The organism is Cellulosimicrobium cellulans, from assembly GCF_007679345.1.
GTDB classification, from domain to species: Bacteria; Actinomycetota; Actinomycetes; order Actinomycetales; family Cellulomonadaceae; genus Cellulomonas; species Cellulomonas cellulans_A.
In genome coordinates, this window is sequence record NZ_VEGH01000009.1 from 83,094 (window position 1) to 101,805 (window position 18,712).

The 18,712-nt window shown below is 73.7% G+C and carries 15 protein-coding genes; 9 read left to right on the plus strand and 6 right to left on the minus strand.

Annotation, left to right across the window (positions count from 1 at the left end):
* The first annotated feature begins 31 nt into the window (after positions 1-31).
* The 3 genes from FS882_RS13420 to FS882_RS13430 all read left to right on the plus strand — a co-directional run bounded on the left by FS882_RS13420 (position 32) and on the right by FS882_RS13430 (position 2,247).
* The gene (locus FS882_RS13420) at positions 32-1,297 is read left to right on the plus strand and encodes an ABC transporter substrate-binding protein (protein ID WP_158373557.1); all 1,266 of its coding nucleotides are present in this window, start codon (positions 32-34) and stop codon (positions 1,295-1,297) included.
* 139 nt (positions 1,298-1,436) lie between these two features.
* On the plus strand, positions 1,437-1,814 hold the full coding sequence (locus FS882_RS13425) for a VOC family protein (RefSeq protein ID WP_158373558.1): 378 nt from the start codon (positions 1,437-1,439) through the stop codon (positions 1,812-1,814).
* 61 nt (positions 1,815-1,875) lie between these two features.
* Positions 1,876-2,247, plus strand: a complete 372-nt coding sequence (locus FS882_RS13430; protein ID WP_158373559.1) for a DUF2277 domain-containing protein — start codon at positions 1,876-1,878, stop codon at positions 2,245-2,247.
* A 183-nt stretch (positions 2,248-2,430) separates the two neighbouring features.
* Here the strand turns inward: FS882_RS13430 and FS882_RS13435 are convergent, their stop codons facing one another.
* From FS882_RS13435 to FS882_RS13450, 4 genes are read right to left on the minus strand one after another with little or no spacing between them, the layout of a single operon-like run.
* A complete protein-coding gene (locus tag FS882_RS13435; protein ID WP_158373560.1) occupies positions 2,431-3,288 on the minus strand; it encodes an ABC transporter ATP-binding protein in 858 nt (285 codons plus the stop codon).
* Positions 3,285-4,292: an ABC transporter ATP-binding protein gene (locus FS882_RS13440; RefSeq protein WP_158373561.1), complete on the minus strand. Its 1,008-nt coding sequence runs from the start codon at positions 4,290-4,292 to the stop codon at positions 3,285-3,287. The genes FS882_RS13435 and FS882_RS13440 overlap by 4 nt, the downstream gene beginning before the upstream one ends.
* On the minus strand, positions 4,282-5,268 hold the full coding sequence (locus FS882_RS13445; RefSeq protein ID WP_158373562.1) for a branched-chain amino acid ABC transporter permease: 987 nt from the start codon (positions 5,266-5,268) through the stop codon (positions 4,282-4,284). Before FS882_RS13445 ends, FS882_RS13440 begins: the two co-directional genes overlap by 11 nt.
* A gap of 9 nt (positions 5,269-5,277) precedes the next feature.
* Positions 5,278-6,702, minus strand: a complete 1,425-nt coding sequence (locus FS882_RS13450; RefSeq protein ID WP_158373563.1) for a branched-chain amino acid ABC transporter permease — start codon at positions 6,700-6,702, stop codon at positions 5,278-5,280.
* A gap of 432 nt (positions 6,703-7,134) precedes the next feature.
* Here FS882_RS13450 and FS882_RS13455 point away from each other — a divergent pair, with 432 nt between their 5' ends.
* Positions 7,135-7,818: a GNAT family N-acetyltransferase gene (locus tag FS882_RS13455; protein ID WP_158373564.1), complete on the plus strand. Its 684-nt coding sequence runs from the start codon at positions 7,135-7,137 to the stop codon at positions 7,816-7,818.
* Here the strand turns inward: FS882_RS13455 and FS882_RS13460 are convergent.
* Positions 7,731-8,093, minus strand: coding sequence for a PaaI family thioesterase (locus FS882_RS13460; RefSeq protein ID WP_239196381.1), 363 nt, complete (start codon positions 8,091-8,093; stop codon positions 7,731-7,733). The two genes, FS882_RS13455 and FS882_RS13460, sit on opposite strands and share 88 nt — an antisense overlap.
* Positions 8,094-8,193: 100 nt before the next feature.
* Here FS882_RS13460 and polA point away from each other — a divergent pair, with 100 nt between their 5' ends.
* Positions 8,194-10,896 carry a DNA polymerase I gene (polA, locus tag FS882_RS13465; RefSeq protein ID WP_158373566.1) on the plus strand — a complete coding sequence of 901 codons (2,703 nt, stop codon included), beginning with the start codon at positions 8,194-8,196 and terminating at the stop codon, positions 10,894-10,896.
* A gap of 127 nt (positions 10,897-11,023) precedes the next feature.
* Here the strand turns inward: polA and FS882_RS13470 are convergent, their stop codons facing one another.
* Positions 11,024-11,896, minus strand: a complete 873-nt coding sequence (locus FS882_RS13470; protein WP_158373567.1) for a class I SAM-dependent methyltransferase — start codon at positions 11,894-11,896, stop codon at positions 11,024-11,026.
* 127 nt (positions 11,897-12,023) lie between these two features.
* On the opposite strand from FS882_RS13470, the gene FS882_RS13475 reads away from it, so the two are divergent.
* From FS882_RS13475 to FS882_RS13490, 4 genes are all read left to right on the plus strand, one after another.
* A complete protein-coding gene (locus tag FS882_RS13475; protein WP_158373568.1) occupies positions 12,024-13,049 on the plus strand; it encodes a 6-phosphofructokinase in 1,026 nt (341 codons plus the stop codon).
* Positions 13,050-13,221: 172 nt separating this feature from the next.
* Positions 13,222-14,715: a 30S ribosomal protein S1 gene (gene rpsA, locus FS882_RS13480; RefSeq protein WP_158373569.1), complete on the plus strand. Its 1,494-nt coding sequence runs from the start codon at positions 13,222-13,224 to the stop codon at positions 14,713-14,715.
* A 229-nt stretch (positions 14,716-14,944) separates the two neighbouring features.
* Positions 14,945-16,855 (plus strand): ABC transporter ATP-binding protein, encoded by a 1,911-nt coding sequence (locus FS882_RS13485; RefSeq protein ID WP_158373668.1) that lies wholly within the window; start codon positions 14,945-14,947, stop codon positions 16,853-16,855.
* Positions 16,852-18,681, plus strand: coding sequence for an ABC transporter ATP-binding protein (locus tag FS882_RS13490; protein WP_158373570.1), 1,830 nt, complete (start codon positions 16,852-16,854; stop codon positions 18,679-18,681). The genes FS882_RS13485 and FS882_RS13490 overlap by 4 nt, the downstream gene beginning before the upstream one ends.
* Positions 18,682-18,712 lie beyond the last annotated feature (31 nt).

Below are 18,712 nucleotides of genomic sequence, written 5' to 3' on the forward strand. Positions count from 1 at the left end.
CAGGCAGTACTCACCGACAGGAGTACCACGCATGATTCGTACGACACATGCCGTCCAGGCGGCAGCCCTCGCGGGTGCCGTCGCGCTCGTGCTGACCGCGTGCAGCAGCAGCGACGACGGCGGGTCGGGCGGTGACGAGACGGCGGCCGGCGACGCCGGCCCGCTGATCATCGGCACCCTGCTGCCCCAGACCGGCACCCTGGCGTACCTCGGCCCGCCGGAGATCGCGGGCGTCGACCTGGCCGTCCAGGAGATCAACGAGGCCGGCGGCGTGCTCGGCTCGGACGTCGAGGTCATCCACGCGGACTCGTCCGACGCCGACCACGCCGAGGTCGCGACCCAGTCGGTCACGGACCTCATCTCGCAGGACGTCCAGGTCATCGTCGGTGCGGCGTCCTCGTCGGTCACGCTCAACGTCGTCGACGACATCACGGGCGCCGAGATCGTGCAGATCTCCCCGGCGAACACCGCGACGTCCCTGTCGGGCTACTCCGACTTCTACTTCCGCACCGCGCCGCCGGACACCGTCCAGGGCGCCGCGCTGGGCAACCTCATCACCGGCGACGGCCACGCGAACATCGGCATCCTGGTGTTCAACGACGACTACGGCACCTCGCTGCGCAACGTCGTCAAGAGCACCGTCGAGGACGCGGGGGCCACCGTCGTCTACGGCAACGAGGGCGAGGAGTTCGACCCGGCCGCGAGCAGCTTCGCGACCGACGTCACCGCGCTCATGGCGACCAGCCCCGACGCCGTCGTGGTCCTGGCGTTCGAGCAGACCAAGCAGATCATCCCGGAGCTCGTCGCCGCCGGCGTCGACCCCGCCACGATCTACATGGTCGACGGCAACACGGCCGACTACTCCGCGGACTTCGACCCGGGCACCCTCGAGGGCGCGCAGGGCACCATCCCCGGCGCGTTCCCCAGCGACGACTTCCAGGCGCGCCTCAAGGAGGTCGACCCGGCGCTGACGGACTACGCCTACGGCCCCGAGTCGTACGACGCGACCATCCTGGCGGCCCTCGCGGCGGTCAAGGGCGGCGGCACCGACGGCCCCACCATCCAGGCCAACATGGCCGCGGTGTCGGGCGCCGACGGCGGCGAGGAGTGCACCACCTACGCGGACTGCGTCGAGCTGCTCGACGCCGGCGAGGACATCCAGTACGTCGGCCAGGCCGGCGTCGGACCGTTCAACGAGGACAACGACCCGTCGTCCGCGTTCATCGGCGTCTACAAGTACGGCGCCGACAACAAGAACGTCTGGGTGAAGGCGGTCGAGGGCTCCGTCGGCGAGTGACGACGGCAGCCTGAGCCTCCGGCCGGAGCAGGGGACCGGCCTCCGGGCGACGAGGGCCCGGGACGCGTGCGGCGTCCCGGGCCCTCGGTCGTCCCCGGCGGGCGAGGGCGGTGTCGGTGGTCGGGCGTAGCGTCCGGGCATGGACTACCGACTGGAGCTCGTGCAGGTGCCCGTCTCCGACGTGGACCGGGCCAAGGACTTCTACACGCAGCGCGCCGGGTTCGTGCTCGACCACGACCACGAGGTCGGCGGCGGCATCCGGTTCGTGCAGCTGACGCCACCCGGCTCAAGGGCGTCCATCGCGATCGGGACCGGGCTGACGACGATGCCGCCCGGCTCCGTCGAGGGGCTGCAGCTCGTCGTCGCGGACATCGACGCCGCGCGGGACGAGCTGACCGGCCGCGGGCTCGACGTGGGGGAGGTGCAGGACTTCCCGTGGGGGCGGTTCCTGTTCTTCGCCGACCCCGACGGCAACCGGTGGGCCGTGCAGCAGACCATGCACGCGTCCGCCGGCTGAGGCGCCCCCGGGGGGCCCGGAGGGCTTCCCGGGAGGCGGGAGCGGACCTACCGTGGGCGGCATGTGCCGGAACATCACCACGCTGCGGGGCCTCGAGCCCGCCGCGACCGACGAGGAGATCGTGGCCGCGGCCCGTCAGTTCGTCCGCAAGGTCACCGGCGTGCAGTCGGTGAGCGCCGCGACGGCCGAGCCGCTCGACCGCGCGGTCGACGAGATCGCCGCCATCGTGACGCGCCTGCTCGACGAGCTGCCCGAGCGGCGGCGCCCGCCGGCGACGGTGCCGCCGCTGCGCCGCCCGGAGGTCCGCGCGCGCCTGGGCATGCCGCCGTTCGGCGGGGACGAGGCGGACCACGACCACCCGCACGACCACGACGGTCACGCGCACGACCACGCCGACGGGCACACGCACCCGCACGACCACGTGCACGCCTGACACCCACCGCGAGCGGGGGCTCACGGCTCTCCCCGCCGTGCCCGGTGCTGCGCGATCGCCGCGCCGCGCCGCGCCGCTCTGCGCCCAGCGAGTAGTCGACACGTCGAGGGGGTAGCCGGCGACTGCTCGCTCGACGCGTCGACTACCCCCTCGCGGTCCCGGGTCCGCCCCGGGCGGCGGCCCTCAGCCGGCCGGCGGCGCCGGGGGCGTGGCGGGGGGTGTGGGCGGCGTGGTCGGCGGGCGGTCCGCCGCTGCCGCCTCGACGTCCGTCGCCAGCGTGCCGAGGTACAGCTCGATCACCTTCGGGTCGTGCATCAGCTCGCGCCCGGGGCCGGAGTAGGCGTTCGACCCCTGGTCGAGGACGTACGCACGGTCGCAGATCTGCAGGCAGCGCCGGGCGTTCTGCTCGACGATCACCACCGACACCCCGGCCTTGTTGATCTTCCGGGTCCGCAGGAACGTCTCGTCCTGCCGCACCGGCGACAGGCCCGCGGACGGCTCGTCGAGCAGCAGCACCGACGGGTCCATCATCAGCGCCCGGGCCATGGCGACCATCTGCCGCTCGCCGCCGGACAGCGACCCGGCGCGCTGCTTGCGCCGCTCGCCCAGCACCGGGAACAGGTCGACGATGAAGTCGAACCGCTCGGTGAACCGCTTCGGGGCCTGGAACAGGCCCATCTCGAGGTTCTCCTGGATGGACAGCGACGGGAACACGTTGTTCGTCTGCGGCACGAACCCGACGCCGCGCCGGACCAGCGAGTCGGCCCGGTGGTTCGTGATCTCCTCGCCCTTGAGCACGACCGAGCCGGACCGGATGGTCACGAGCCCGAACAGCGCCTTGAGCAGCGTCGACTTCCCGGCGCCGTTCGGGCCGATGATGCCGACGAGCTCGCCCGGGTGCACCACGAGGTTGCAGTCGTTGAGGATGTTGACGCCCGGCACGTAGCCGGCCACCAGGTCGGTGGCCGCGAGCAGCGGCTCGCCCGCGGGAGCGCCGCGGTGGACGGTCGAGGGGTCGGACCCCTGCACGGCGGTGCTCATCGCGAGCCCTCCTCGGTCGTCGGGGAGGCGGCCGCGGCCGCCGCCTGGTTCGCCTGCTCCTCGGCCTCGAGCTGCTCGATGCTGCCGTCGTCGAGCAGCGCGTCGTCGCCCAGGTCGGTGTCGTGGTGCGCGCCGAGGTAGGCGTCGATGACGGCCTGGTCGGCCATGACGTCCTCGGGCGGACCCTCGGCGACGATCCTGCCCTCGGCCATCACGACCACCCAGTCCGAGATGTGCCGGACCATGTGCATGTCGTGCTCGACGAACAGCACCGTGGTGCCCTCCTCGCGCAGGGCCTGGATGTGCCCGAGCAGCGACTGGGTGAGGGCGGGGTTCACGCCGGCCATCGGCTCGTCGAGCATGACCATCGTGGGCTTCGACATCAGCGCGCGGGCCATCTCCAGCAGCTTGCGCTGGCCGCCGGACAACGAGCCGGCGTAGTCGTCGCGCTTGGCGTCGAGCTTGAACCGGACCAGCAGCTCCTCGGCCTGCTCGGTGATCTCCTGCTCCCGCGCCTTCCACAGCGGCGGGATCAGGGCGGTGAACAGGTTCTCGCCGGACTGCTTCGTGGCACCCAGCTTCATGTTCTCGATCACGGTCATGCGCGACAGCGCCTTGGTGAGCTGGAACGTGCGCACCATGCCGGACCGGGCGACGCGCGCCGCCGAGACCCCCGACAGGGACCGGCCCTCGAACGACCAGGTGCCGGTGGACGGCTTGTCGAACCCGGTGAGCAGGTTGAACAGCGTCGTCTTGCCGGCGCCGTTCGGCCCGATCAGCGCGGTGATGGCGCCGCGCTGCACCTCGAGGTGCCCGACGTCGACGGCGGTCATGCCGCCGAAGTGCCGGGTGACCTGGTCGGCGACGACGATCGCGTCGGGCTTGGGCACGCCGGGGGTGTGCGCGACGTGCGCCAGGTCGGCGGTGACTCGGTCCCGGCCGGACGCGGTGGTGGCGTGCGGCGTGGCGGCGGGGACGTGGCCCCGGGGGAGGTCAGCGGACATCGATCGCCAGCTCCTTCTTGTCGCCGAGGATGCCTTGTGGCCGGAAGATCACCAGGAGCATCAGCGTGACGCCGACGATGATCCAGCCGAACTGCTCGATCTGCTCGGTGCGCATGACCGACTCGGGCACCCCGGCGCGCATGACGGACTTGATGAGCATGAGCGACACCCAGAAGATGATCGACCCGAGCACGGGCCCGAACACCGTCGCGGCCCCGCCGAGCAGCAGGATCGTCCAGATGAAGAACGTCATCGGGCGCCCCATCGAGTCCGGCTGCACGGCGCGCGGCAGGACGTAGATGATGCCCGCGACGGCGCCGATGACGCCGCCGAGCACCAGGGCCTGCATCTTGTAGGAGTAGACGTTCTTGCCGAGCGAGCGCACGGCGTCCTCGTCCTCCCGGATGCCCTTGAGCACCCGGCCCCACGGGCTGCGGATGAGCAGCCAGATCAGCAGGCAGGCCAGTGCGACGACCGCCCAGCCGACGATCCGGATCCACCACGAGTTCGACGCGTTCATCGCGTACTCGAACGGGCCGAGCGCGACGGTCCCGTCGGGGAACGGCGACGCGTCCTGGAAGGTGTCCTTGTAGGAGTTGCCGCGCAGGCCGGACGACGCGCCGGTCAGCTCGGTGAGCGCGGTCGACCGGCCGACGAGCCGGACGATCTCCGCGGCGGCGATGGTGACGATCGCCAGGTAGTCGCCGCGGAGCTTGAGGGTCGGGATGCCCAGCAGCAGCCCGAAGACGGCGGCGCAGGCGATCGCCACGAGCACGGCGGCCCACAGCGGCCAGCCGGCGATGGTCGAGATCGCGAAGCCGTACGCGCCGAGCAGCATGAACCCGGCCTGGCCCATGTTCAGCAGGCCGGTGAGGCCGAAGTGCACGTTGAGGCCGATGGCGGCGAGCGCGTAGGCCGCGGTGGTCGGGGCGAAGATCTCGCCCGCGACGTTGACGAGGATGCGGGACCAGTCCATGTCGGCTCCTTAACCGATCCGCTCGGCGCGGCCGAGGATGCCCTGGGGCCGCAGCAGCAGGACGAGGATGAGGATGAGCAGGGCGCCGGCGTAGCGCATGTCGCTCGGGATGACGAGGTTCGACATCTCGACGACCAGGCCGATGACGATCGACCCGGCCAGCGCGCCGAACGCCTGCCCGAGGCCGCCGAGCGTGACCGCGGCGAACATCAGGAGCAGCAGGGCGCCGCCCATGTTCCAGGAGGTCGCGTTCAGGTCGAGCCCCATCAGCACGCCGCCGAGCGCCGCCAGCGCCGCGCCGAGCACCCAGACCAGCCGGACGATCCGGTCGACGGTGATGCCGGAGGCCGCGGCCAGCGCCGGGTTGTCCGAGACCGCGCGGGTGGCGCGGCCGACGCGGGTGCCGAGCAGGAAGTACGCGACGCCGGCCAGCACGACGGCGGCGATGAGCAGCGACCACAGCGAGGTGGCGCTGATCCGCACCGGCCCGAGCGTGACCATCGTCGGCGTGGTGGTGACGATGCGCAGCGCGCCGCCGCCGAAGAAGAACTGGTACGTGTACTGCAGCGCCATCGACAGGCCGATCGTGACGATCATCTGCTGGGTCGTGCCCACCCGGCGCTTGCGCAGCGGGTGCCAGATCCCGGCGTCCTGGACCCAGCCGGAGGCCGCGCCGACCAGCACGGCGATCACCCCGGCCACGAGCAGCGGCAGCCCGAACGACTGCACCGCGACGTAGGCGACGATCGCGCCGAGCGTGACCTGCTCGCCGTGCGCGAAGTTCGACAGGCCCGTCGTGCCGTAGATCAGCGACAGGCCGACCGACGCCAGGGCGAGCAGCACGCCGAACACGAGGCCGCTGCTGGCCTGCTGCGCGAGCCGGCCCCAGGAGAACGAGCCCGTGTCCGAGCTGCCCACGGGTGCGCCGACCTCGCCGGCGCTGTCCGCGGGGGCGGTGCTCTCCGGGTCGGGCGCGGCGTCGGGGTCCTCGTCGGAGCCCGTGCCGCCGGCGTCCGCGGGGGCGCCCAACGGGAACAGCGCCCCGGCGGACGACCCGAGCGCGACCGTGACGGTGCGGGGGTTCTGCGCCGGGTCCCGCAGGCTCTCGCCGGCGGGCAGCGTGGCCTCGTCGAGGGTGACGGTGTACGCGCCGGCCTCGGTGACGGCCGCCGTCCAGCGGCCCTCGGCGTCCGTGGTGGCCTGCGTGGTCCCGCCCGGACCCTCGACGTCGAGGACGACGCCGACCGCGGGTTGCTGGTCCGCCGTGCGGATCGTGCCGTTGATGCAGCCGGTCGCGGCGTCGGCGACGCACCCGGCCACGGCCGCGCGGGCGGTGCCCGGCACGGCGAGGAGGAAGAGAACTGCGAGGAGGAGCACGCCGAGGGCGGCGGGCGCCCCGGCGGTGGAACGGTCCCTGGTCGCGACTCGGCGCACCTGGTCCTCCGTCCGGTCGTGGTCGACGGGGTCGACCTGTCGGCAGCGGGCTCGCGGAGGGTCAGGAGGCCGCGAGTGGGTTGGCGTGACAGTAGGGATGCTGCGTTTCGGGGCGATTACAGGCAGGTTTGAGACGTACGTCACGTCGGCGCGCCGCGCGGTGTGTCCGATTCGTCTCGGTGGCACCCCGGGGGAGCCGCGCCCGAGTCGGGCCCCGGACGGAGCAGCGTTCACCCGGTGGAGTGAGACGCGCCACCACGCCGGGCGGTGACCTGCGTCTCCGTGCACGTCCCGGGGACGGGAGCGCTCCCGCGACTAGGCAGACCGCGGGGTGGTGCGCCATGATCGACCGATGCGGCGGGGGGCGCAGCAGGGATCGCGGTGACACCGGTGTCGCCGCGCCGTCCGAGAAGTCCAGGAGGTCGTCGCACCGTGCGTTCGCCCGTCGCCGTCCGGCCCGCTCGCCCCGAGGACCTCGACGTCCTCGTGTCCCTCAGCCTCGCGGCCCGCTCGGAGTCGCTCGTCGGCTCCCAGCTGTGCACCGACGACGCCGACCGCCTGCGGCACCAGATCGGCGCCCTCGTGGCCGAGCCCGGCGCGGTCGGCCTCGTGGGGACGCTCGACGACGAGCTCTGCGGCCTGGTGCTCGCACGGGTCGTCGGGCCGAGCCTGTTCAGCGACGAGGTGACCGTCTCCATCGAGGCGGTCTACGTGGCGGAGGGCGCCCGGCGCCGCGGGGTCGGGCACGCGCTGCTCGGCGGCGTGGTGGAGCAGGCGCGGCGCGTCGGCGCGACCGACGTCCTCGCGGTGCCGCTGCCCGGCGCCCGCGGGATGCACCGGTTCCTCGCCCGCCTCGGCTTCGCGCCGGCCGCGGCGCACCGGGTGGTCAGCACCGAGGTGCTGCAGCGCAAGCTCTCCGCCGACGCCCCGCAGCCGGGCCGCCGGCCCGCCCGCGGCGGGCTCGACGACCTGATCGCCCGTCGTCGGCGCGCCCGCGCCGGGCGCGCCGTGACCGCGACGGAGGCCGCTCAGGCGGGCCGGGCGTCGATCAGCATGCAGGTGAGCCGCGCGGAGCAGACCCGTCGGCCCCGCGGGTCCGAGACCACCACGTCGTAGGTCGCCACCCGCCCGCCCAGGTGGACGGCGGTCGCGGTCCCCGTCACGACGCCCTCGGTCGCCGACCGGTGGTGCGTGCAGCTCAGCTCGATCCCGACCGCGCGCCGGTCCGGGCCCGCGTGCGCGTTCGCGGCGTACGAGCCGAGCGTCTCCGCCAGCACGGCCGAGGCCCCGCCGTGCAGCAGGCCGTACGGCTGCACGTTGCCGGCGACCGGCATCGTGCCCACCGCGCGCTCCGCGGACACCTCCTGGAGCTCGATGCCCATCCGCTCCATGAGCGTGTCGGGCGGGACGTGGGCGCCCAGCGGCGCGCCGTCGGCGGCGGTGGCGCCGTCGGGGGCGGGGGCGGCGGTGCGCGGCAGGTCGGTGTCAGCCATGCCCGATAGGTTGGCACCCGTGACTGACGCGACGCGACTCCTCCTGGTCGACGGCCACTCGATGGCCTACCGGGCCTTCTTCGCCCTCCCGGTCGACAAGTTCGCCACCTCGACCGGCCAGCCCACCAACGCGGTGTTCGGGTTCGTGTCGATGCTGGCGAACCTGCTGCGGGACGAGGCTCCGACCCACGTGGCGGTCGCGTTCGACGCCGGGCGGACCACGTTCCGCACCGAGCAGTACGAGGAGTACAAGGCCAACCGCTCGGCGTCCCCGGACGCGTTCCGCGGGCAGGTCGAGGTGATCAAGCAGGTCCTGGCGACCATGCACATCCCGACGCTCGACAAGCCGGGCTTCGAGGCGGACGACATCCTCGCGACCCTCGCCCGCCAGGGCGCCGCCGAGGGCATGGACGTGCTCATCTGCTCCGGCGACCGCGACTCCCTGCAGCTGGTGACCGAGCGGGTGACCGTGCTGTACCCCGTCAAGGGCGTCTCGGAGCTCGCGCGGATGACGCCGGAGGCCGTCGAGGCCAAGTACGCCGTGCCGCCGGAGCGCTACCCGGACATCGCCGCGCTGGTCGGCGAGTCGTCGGACAACCTCCCGGGCGTCCCCGGCGTCGGCCCCAAGACGGCCGCGAAGTGGATCGCCACCTACGACGGCCTGCAGGGCATCGTCGCGAACGTCGAGAAGATCACCGGCAAGGCGGGGGAGTCGCTGCGCGCGAACCTCGACCAGGTGCTGCTCAACCGCCAGCTCAACCGGCTGCTCGACGACCTGGAGCTGCCGCTGGGCCCGGAGGACCTGGTCGCCCGGCCGTGGGACCGCGAGGCGCTGCACACCATCCTCGACGAGCTGGAGTTCCGCACGCTGCGCGACCGGCTGTTCGCGATGCTGCCGGGCGAGGACGACGGCGCCGGTGAGGTGGCCGGCCCCGCGGAGGGCCCGGTCGTCGTCACGCCGGTCGACGGCGGCCTGGCGGCGTGGCTCGAGCGGCACGCCGGCGTGCGCACCGCGGTGGACGTGCAGGGCTCGGCGTCCCCGGCCGGCGGCGACGCCTGGGGCATCGCGCTCGTCGTCGGCGGCGAGGCCGTGGCCTACGACCTCGCGCAGATCGCGCCGGCCGACGAGGCCGCGCTGGCCGCCTGGCTCGCCGACCCCGCCCAGCCCAAGGCGCTGCACGCGGCGAAGGAGGCGTGGCACGCGCTCGCCGGCCGCGGGCTGACGCTGGCGGGGGTCGAGTTCGACACCGAGCTCGGCGCGTACCTGCTGCAGCCGGACCGCCGCGGGTACGACCTGTCCGACCTCGCGATCGGCTACCTGCGCCGCGAGCTCGGCGCGGTGGCGGACGAGGCGGGCCAGGGCGCGCTGGACCTCGACCTGGAGGGCTCCTCCGAGGGCACCCGCGGCGCCGTGCGGGCGGCGGCGGTGCTCGACCTGGTCGACGTGCTCGGCGGCCAGCTCGTGGAGCGCGGTGCGGACCACCTGCTCCGCGACGTCGAGCTGCCGCTGGAGGGCGTGCTCGAGCGCATGGAGCACGTCGGCATCGCGGCCGACGCCGGCTACCTGTCGGCGCTCGAGAAGGAGTACGACACCGCGGTGCAGCGCGCCGCGGGCGAGGCGTACGACGCGATCGGGCGGGAGGTGAACCTCGGCTCGCCGAAGCAGCTCCAGGAGGTGCTGTTCGACCAGCTCGACATGCCGAAGACGAAGCGCACCAAGACCGGCTACACCACCGACGCGAACGCGCTGGCCGACCTGTTCGCCCGCACCGGGCACCCGTTCCTCGAGCACCTGCTCGCGCACCGCGACGCCATCCGGCTGCGGCAGACCGTCGAGGGTCTGCTCCGCTCGGTGGCGCCCGACGGCCGGATCCACACGACGTTCCAGCAGACCATCGCGGCGACCGGCCGGCTGTCGTCCACCGACCCGAACCTGCAGAACATCCCGATCCGCACCGAGGCCGGGCGGCAGATCCGCCGGGCGTTCGTCGTCGGCCAGGGCTACGAGACGCTGCTGACCGCCGACTACTCGCAGATCGAGATGCGGATCATGGCGCACCTGTCCGGCGACGAGGGCCTCATCGAGGCGTTCACCGCCGGGGAGGACCTGCACTCCTACGTCGGGTCACGGGTGTTCGGCGTGCCGACCGACGAGGTCACCAGCGCCCAGCGGTCCAAGATCAAGGCGATGTCCTACGGCCTGGCGTACGGCCTGTCCTCGTACGGCCTGTCGCAGCAGCTGAAGATCGAGGTCTCCGAGGCCGCGGCGCTGATGCAGGACTACTTCCACCGGTTCGGCGGGGTGCGCGACTACCTGACCGGCGTCGCCGACGAGGCCCGCGCGACCGGGTACACCGCGACCATCCTCGGCCGGCGGCGGTACCTGCCCGACCTCACCAGCGACAACCGGGTCCGGCGCGAGGCCGCCGAGCGGATGGCGCTGAACGCCCCGATCCAGGGATCGGCGGCGGACATCATCAAGCTCGCGATGCTCGGCGTGCAGGCCGAGCTCGACGCGCAGGGGCTCGGCAGCCGGCTGCTGCTGCAGGTGCACGACGAGCTCGTGCTCGAGGTCGCCCCCGGGGAGCGCGAGGCGGTGGAGGCGCTGGTGCGCGCGCAGATGGGGTCGGCGTACGACCTGTCGGTGCCGCTGGACGTCTCGGTGGGCGTCGGCGAGAGCTGGCACGCCGCGGGGCACTGACGCGGCGCGCCGGCTGACGACGGCACGAGGTCGTCACGACGGCGTGAGGTCGTCACACATGCGTGACGACCTCACGGAAGCGGGACCTCCTCACGGCGGCCCGGCCGGCCGGGACCCGCGCGCCGCGCTACGCCGGGCGGTGGGCCACGAAGATCGCCGTGCCCGGCAGGTGCCGGCCGCGCAGCGGGCTCCAGCCGCCCCAGGTCCGGTCGTTGTCCTCCGGCCAGGACGGCTCGACGATCCGGTCGAGCACCAGGCCCGCCCCGACCAGGTCCGCCACGTGGTCGCCGATCGTCCGGTGGTACTCCGCGTACAGCACCCGCCCCTGCTCGTCCCGCTCCACGTACGGCCTGCGGTCGAAGTAGGACCGGTCGGCGGTGAGCCCGCGCTCGCCGGGGTCGTCGGGGAACGCCCAGCGCACGGGGTGCGTCACGGAGCACACCCAACGGCCGCCCGGTCGCAGCACGCGCGCCGCCTCGGCGTGCACCCGGCCGGCGTCGGGCACGAACGGGATGGCGCCGTACGCGGTGAACACCACGTCGAACGACCCGTCGGGGAACGGCAGCGCCCGCGCGTCGGCCTGCACGAGCGGCACCGTCGCCGCCCGCCCCGCCACCGGGCCGGCCTCGCGGGCGGGGTCGCCGGCGAGCCGCCGGTCGAGCTCGCGCGCCGCGGCCAGCATCCCGCCGGACACGTCGGTCGCCACCGCCTGCGCGCCCCGGGCGGCCAGCCAGCGCGAGCACTGCGCCGCCCCGGCGCCGACCTCGAGCACCCGCCGCCCGGCGACGTCGCCCAGCAGGCCCGCCTCGGACTCGCGGAGCCCCTCCGGGCACCAGAGGAAGTCGTCGTCGCCCAGGAACGCGCCGTGCTCGTCGAGGTACTCGCCGGCGTTCGCGTCCCACCAGCGCCGTCCGGCGCCCTCGGTCGCGGCGGCGGGGACGTCGAGGTAGCCGGCCGCGGCGAGGCGGGAGTCGTGGCTGTCGTCGGTGCTGTCGGTCACCCGCACGACGGTAGCCCGGCGAATCGCCCGGGACCTCCGGCTCACGGGGGGCGGGGACGGGCACGGTTAGCCTGGTCACGCCGCGCGGGGCCGTCGCGGCCACCCCACCTCAGAAGGAGACCTCAGCGTGCGTGTCGGACTGCTCACCGGCGGGGGCGACGTCCCCGGTCTGAACGCGGCCATCCGCGCCGTCGTCAAGCGCGGGGAGGGGGAGTACGGGCACTCGATCATCGGGTTCCGCAACGGGTGGCGCGGTGTCGTGGACGGCGACATCATCCCGCTGAGCCGCAACCACATCCGCAACGTGCTGCCGGTCGGCGGCACGCTGCTGGGGACGGCGCGGTTCCACCCGCACTCGTCCAACGGCGGCATCGACGCCGTGCTCGCGACGCTGGAGGCCGAGCGGATCGAGGCCCTCATCTGCATCGGCGGCGACGGCACGCTGCACGCCGCGTCGAAGGTCGCCGAGGCGGGCGTGAAGATCGTCGCCATCCCGAAGACCATCGACAACGACGTGTGGGGCACCGACCGGTCCATCGGCTTCGACACCGCGGTGGAGATCGCGACCGAGGCGATCGACCGGGTGCACACCACGGCGGAGTCGCACAACCGCGTCATGATCGTCGAGGTCATGGGCCGCAGCGCCGGCTGGATCGCGGTCACGGCGGGCATCGCCGGCGGCGCCGAGGTCGTGCTGGCCCCCGAGGAGCCGTTCGACATCGACAAGGTCATCAAGTTCCTCAAGCACCGGCACCGCGCGCACGCCAACTTCTCGATCGTGGTCGTGGCCGAGGGCGCCGTGCCCGCCGAGGGCACCTCGATGTCCTACGAGGCCCCGGTCGGCCAGTTCGGCGAGATCGTCGCCGGCGCGATCACCGCGCGGGTCAAGGCGGAGATCGAGCAGCGCACCGGGTTCGACACCCGCGTGACCGTGCTCGGCCACGTGCAGCGCGGCGGCAGCCCGGTCCCGGCCGACCGGATCCTCGGCAGCCGGTTCGGCGTGGCCGCGATCGACGCGGTCAGCCGGGGCGAGACCGACGTCATGACGGCGCTGCGCGGCGACGAGGTCGTGCTGGTGCCGCTGCAGGAGATCGCCGGCAAGGTCAAGCGCGTGCCCGCCGAGCTGCTGCAGGTGGTCCGGGCGCTCGCCTGACCGCCCCGGACCGTCGCGGCCCGGCCGCCCGGGAGCCGTCACCGCGGCGCCCGGGCGGCTTTGACCCGCTGTCGTCACCGCGGGTAAGGTGTTCGCCGGTGTGGCGTGCCCGTCTGGCGCCCCGCCGAACCCGTTCCCACTACTTCATGTCCGCATCGGAGCCCATCCCTACATGAGCATCTCCACCCCCGCCAAGCCCGGCACCCCGCAGGTCGCGGTCAACGACATCGGCTCGGCCGAGGACTTCCTCGCCGCGGTCGACGCCACGATCAAGTACTTCAACGACGGCGACATCGTCGAGGGCACCATCGTCAAGGTCGACCGCGACGAGGTCCTGCTCGACATCGGTTACAAGACCGAGGGCGTCATCCCGTCCCGCGAGCTGTCCATCAAGCACGACGTGGACCCGGGCGAGGTCGTCAAGGTCGGTGACGAGGTCGAGGCCCTCGTCCTCCAGAAGGAGGACAAGGAGGGTCGTCTGATCCTGTCCAAGAAGCGCGCCCAGTACGAGCGCGCCTGGGGCACGATCGAGAAGATCAAGGAGGAGGACGGCGTCGTCACCGGCACCGTCATCGAGGTGGTCAAGGGTGGCCTCATCCTCGACATCGGCCTCCGCGGCTTCCTCCCGGCCTCCCTCGTGGAGATGCGTCGTGTCCGCGACCTCCAGCCGTACGTCGGCAAGGAGATCGAGGCGAAGATCATCGAGCTCGACAAGAACCGCAACAACGTGGTCCTGTCGCGCCGCGCCTGGCTCGAGCAGACGCAGTCCGAGGTCCGCTCCACCTTCCTGCAGACCCTGCAGAAGGGCCAGGTCCGCCCCGGTGTCGTGTCCTCGATCGTCAACTTCGGCGCGTTCGTCGACCTGGGCGGCGTGGACGGGCTCGTGCACGTCTCCGAGCTGTCCTGGAAGCACATCGACCACCCGTCCGAGGTCGTCGAGGTCGGCCAGGAGGTCACGGTCGAGGTCCTGGACGTCGACTTCGACCGCGAGCGGGTCTCCCTGTCGCTGAAGGCGACGCAGGAGGACCCGTGGCAGGCCTTCGCCCGGACGCACGCCATCGGCCAGGTCGTCCCCGGCAAGGTCACCAAGCTCGTCCCGTTCGGTGCGTTCGTGCGCGTCGAGGACGGCATCGAGGGCCTGGTGCACATCTCGGAGCTGGCCGTGCGCCACGTCGAGATCCCGGAGCAGGTCGTCCAGGTCGGCGACGACGTGTTCGTCAAGGTCATCGACATCGACCTGGAGCGCCGCCGCATCTCGCTGTCGCTCAAGCAGGCGAACGAGGGCTTCGACCCGACCTCCGAGGACTTCGACCCCGCGCTGTACGGCATGGCGGCCGAGTACGACGAGGAGGGGAACTACAAGTACCCCGAGGGCTTCGACCCGACCACCAACGAGTGGCTCGAGGGCTACGAGTCCCAGCGCGAGACCTGGGAGGCGCAGTACGCCCAGGCCCACGAGCGCTGGGAGGCGCACCGCAAGCAGGTCCTGGACGCCGTCCAGGCCGACGCGGAGGCCGCTCAGGGTGGTGGCGACGCCGCCGCCTCGAGCTCGTCGTCGTCCTCGTCGTCCTCCTCGTACTCCTCGGCCCCGGCCCAGGAGGCGACCGGCACGCTCGCGTCCGACGAGGCCCTGGCCGCGCTGCGCGAGAAGCTCACCGGCAACTGAGCCGACCGCCGGGCGTCCCGCCCGGCCACCGGTCCGACGGGCCGGCCACCTCCGGGTGGCCGGCCCGTCGGCGTTCCGGGGACCGGTCGCCGCGGGCGGGCCGCCGTCTCACCTGGTGCGACCCCGCCGTCTCACCTGTGGGTGGCCCGTGAGAGGATCGACGGCGCCGCCACCTCCTCTCGTGAAAGGCCGTGCTGTGCCCGCGCGCTCCACCACGCCCCGTCCGGCGATGCTCACCGGGTCGGTGCTGCGGCGCTCCCTGCTGCTGCTCGGGCGCGGCATCGCCTCCCAGCCGCGGACGTACGTGCTGGCCATCGGCACCTCGGCCGCGTACGGCGCGCTGACGGTCGCGATCAGCCGGGTGCTGGGGTGGGCGACCGACAGCGTGGTCGTCCCGGCGCTCGGCGGGGACCCCGACGCGCGCGGCCGGATCTGGGTCGCGGGCGGCGTGCTCGCCCTGGTCGCCGTCTCGCTGGCCGCGGCCGTCGCCGGTCGGCGGATCTTCGCCGGCATGGGTGTGGCCGACCAGCAGGCGATGCACCGCCGCGCGGTCACCCGGCAGTACCTGCGGCTCCCGATGACCTGGCACCGCGCGCACCCCACCGGCCAGCTGCTGTCCAACGCCTCCGCCGACGTCGAGGCCGCGACCGGCGTGTTCAACCCGCTGCCGTTCGCGCTCGGCGTCGTCGTGATGATCGGCGTCGCCGCCGTCGCGCTGTTCAGCACCGACGTGTGGCTCGCCGTGGCCGCGATGGCCGTGCTGCCGGCCGCCGTGGTGGCCAACCTGGTGTTCCAGCGCCGGATGTCCCCGGCCGCGACCCGCGCGCAGCAGCTGCGCGCCGAGGTCGCCGACATCGCGCACGAGAGCTTCGAGGCCGCGCTCCTGGTCAAGTCGCTCGGCACCGAGGAGCGCGAGGAGCGCCGGTTCGCGGAGCGCGCCGGGCAGCTCCGGGACGCGAACGTGCGGGTGGGCGTCGTGCGCGCCTACTTCGACCCGGTCATCGACATGCTGCCGAACCTCGGCACGCTGCTCGTCCTGCTGGTCGGCGTCTGGCGCGTGCAGGCCGGCGCGGTCGGCACGGGCGACATCGTGTCCGCGGCCTACCTGCTCACCCTCATGGCGGTGCCGGTGCGCGCGTTCGGCTGGGTCCTCGGCGAGCTGCCGCGCGGCCTGGTCGGGCACGAGCGCGTGGCGCGGGTGGTCGACGCCGAGGGCGAGCTGGTGCCCGGCGCGCGGCCGCTGGCCCGCGGCGCCGGGGGCGGGGCCGCGCTGCGCCTGTCCGGGGTCGGCGTGCAGGTGCCGGGGCCCGCCGGCCCGCTCCCGCTGCTCAGCGGGGTGGACCTGGACGTCGCGCCCGGCCGGGTGGTCGCGGTGGTCGGCCCGACGGGCGCGGGCAAGACGACGCTCGTGTCGCTGGTCCCGCGCCTCACCGACCCCAGCACCGGCACCGTCGAGGTGGACGGCACCGACGTGCGCGACCTGGTACCGGACGACCTCACCGACCAGGTCGTGCTGGTCGGCCAGCAGACGTTCGTGTTCGAGGACACGGTGCGCGGCAACGTGACGCTGCGCGACCCGGACGACCCGGACGCCCCGTCGGACGACGAGGTGTGGGCCGCGCTGCGGCTCGCCAGGGTCGACGGCGTCGTGCGCGACCTGCCCGGCGGTCTCGACGCCCGGCTGGGCGAGCGGGGCTCGAACCTGTCCGGCGGCCAGCGGCAGCGGCTCGCGATCGCGCGCGCCCTGGTGCGCCGGCCCCGGCTGCTGGTGCTGGACGACGCCACGTCCGCGGTCGACCCGCGGGTGGAGCAGGACATCCTCACCGGCCTGCGGGCGCACGCCGGCGGCGACGCGAGCGGGCCCACCGTGCTGCTGGTCGCGTACCGGATGTCGTCGGTGCTGCTCGCCGACGAGGTGGTGCACCTGGCCGGCGGCCGCGTGGTCGACCACGGCACGCACGCCGAGCTGCTCGCCCGGGACCCCGGCTACGCCGAGCTGGCGACGGCCTACGAGCAGGAGTCCGAGCGCCGCGCGGCGCGCCGGGCCGAGGCGCTGGACGCCGAGGCGGCCGCCGCCGACGAGCGCGCCGACCTCGAGCACGAGGACGAGGACGAGCTGGACGCGGAGGGGGCCCGATGAGCGCCGAGCAGCAGGCCGAGGCGCAGGCCGGCCTGGGCGGCACGCACCGCGGGGTCATGGGCACGCTGCGCCGCGGCATCGAGGTGTCGCCGCAGCTGGTGCAGGGCATCGGGGTGACGTTCCTGCTCGCGACGCTCGCCGCCGCGGGCAAGGTCGTCGTGCCGATCGCGGTCCAGCAGGTGATGGACACCGGCATCCTCGCCGACGGCGGCCCGGACGTGCGCCGGGTCGTCACGCTGGTGCTGGCGGCGACCCTCGCGCTCGTCGCGGGCGGCCTGTGCTCCGCGCTGGTCAACGTGCGGCTGTTCCGCGCCAGCGAGGCCGGGCTGGCCCAGCTCCGGGTGCGCGCGTTCCGGCACGTGCACGACCTGTCGGTGCTGACCCAGAACACCGAGCGCCGCGGCTCGCTGGTGTCGCGCGTGACCTCCGACGTCGACACCATCTCGATGTTCGTGCAGTGGGGCGGCATCATGCTGCTCGTCTCGACGCTGCAGGTGCTCGTCGCGACCGTGCTGATGGCGGTCTACTCCTGGCAGCTGACCCTCCTGGTCTGGCTCTGCTTCGGGCCGCTGGTGCTCGCGCTGCGCCCGCTCCAGCGCCGGGTCAACGTGGCCTACACGACCGTCCGCGAGCGGGTCGGCGCGATGCTGGGCGCCGTGTCCGAGGCCGTCGTCGGCGCGGAGACCATCCGGGCGTACGGCGTGCAGCGCCGGGTGCAGCGGAACGTCGACGAGCGGATCGGCGCGACGCGGAACGCGATGGTCCGTGCGCAGAACACGGTGTCGCTGGTGTTCTCCTCCGGCGTGCTGGTCGCGAACCTGGTGCTGGCGGTCGTGGTCGTCGCGGGCACCGCGCTCGGCGTCGCGGGCGACCTCAGCGTGGGCAAGCTGCTCGCGTTCCTGTTCCTCGTGCAGCTGTTCACCGGCCCGGTGCAGCAGGCGACCGAGGTGCTCAACGAGCTGCAGAACGCGGTCGCCGGCTGGCGGCGGGTGCTCGGCATCATCGACACGCCCGTGCAGGTGGCCGACCCCGGCCCGCGGGGCGTGCCGTCCCCGCGCGGCCCGGCCGCGGTCGAGCTGCAGGGCGTGGGCTTCGCCTACCCGGACGGCCCGCCCGTGCTGCACGACGTCGACCTGCACCTGCCCGCCGGCCGCTCCGTCGCGGTCGTCGGCGCCACCGGCTCGGGCAAGACGACGATCGCCAAGCTCGTCACACGGTTGATGGACCCGACGCGGGGCGCCGTGCTGCTCGACGGCACCGACCTGCGCACCGTCCGCACCGAGGACCTGCGCCGCCGGGTCGTCATGGTGCCGCAGGAGGGCTTCCTGTTCGACGCCACCCTCGCGGAGAACCTGGTCTACGGCCTGCGCGACGGCGACGACCACGCGGCGCCCAACCCGGCGGAGGCCGAGCCCCGGCTGCGCGCCGCGCTGGCCGAGCTCGGGCTGACCGACTGGGTCGCCGAGCTGCCGTCCGGGCTGGACACGCCGGTCGGCCAGCGCGGCGAGGCGCTGTCGGCGGGGGAGCGGCAGCTCGTCGCGCTGACGCGCGCGTACCTCGCGGACGCCGACCTGCTCGTCCTGGACGAGGCCACCTCGGCGGTCGACCCGGCCACCGAGGTGCGGATCGCCCGGGCGCTCGACTCGCTGACCACCGGCCGCAGCACCGTGACGATCGCGCACCGGCTGTCGACCGCCGAGGCGGCGGACCTGGTGGTCGTGGTCGACGCGGGGCACGTGGTCGAGTTCGGCCCGCACGAGGACCTGGTGGCGCGCGACGGCGTATACGCGGCGATGCACCGCGCCTGGGTGGCTCAGACCCGCTGACCGCGCGCCGCGCCAGCTCCGGGCACGGGCC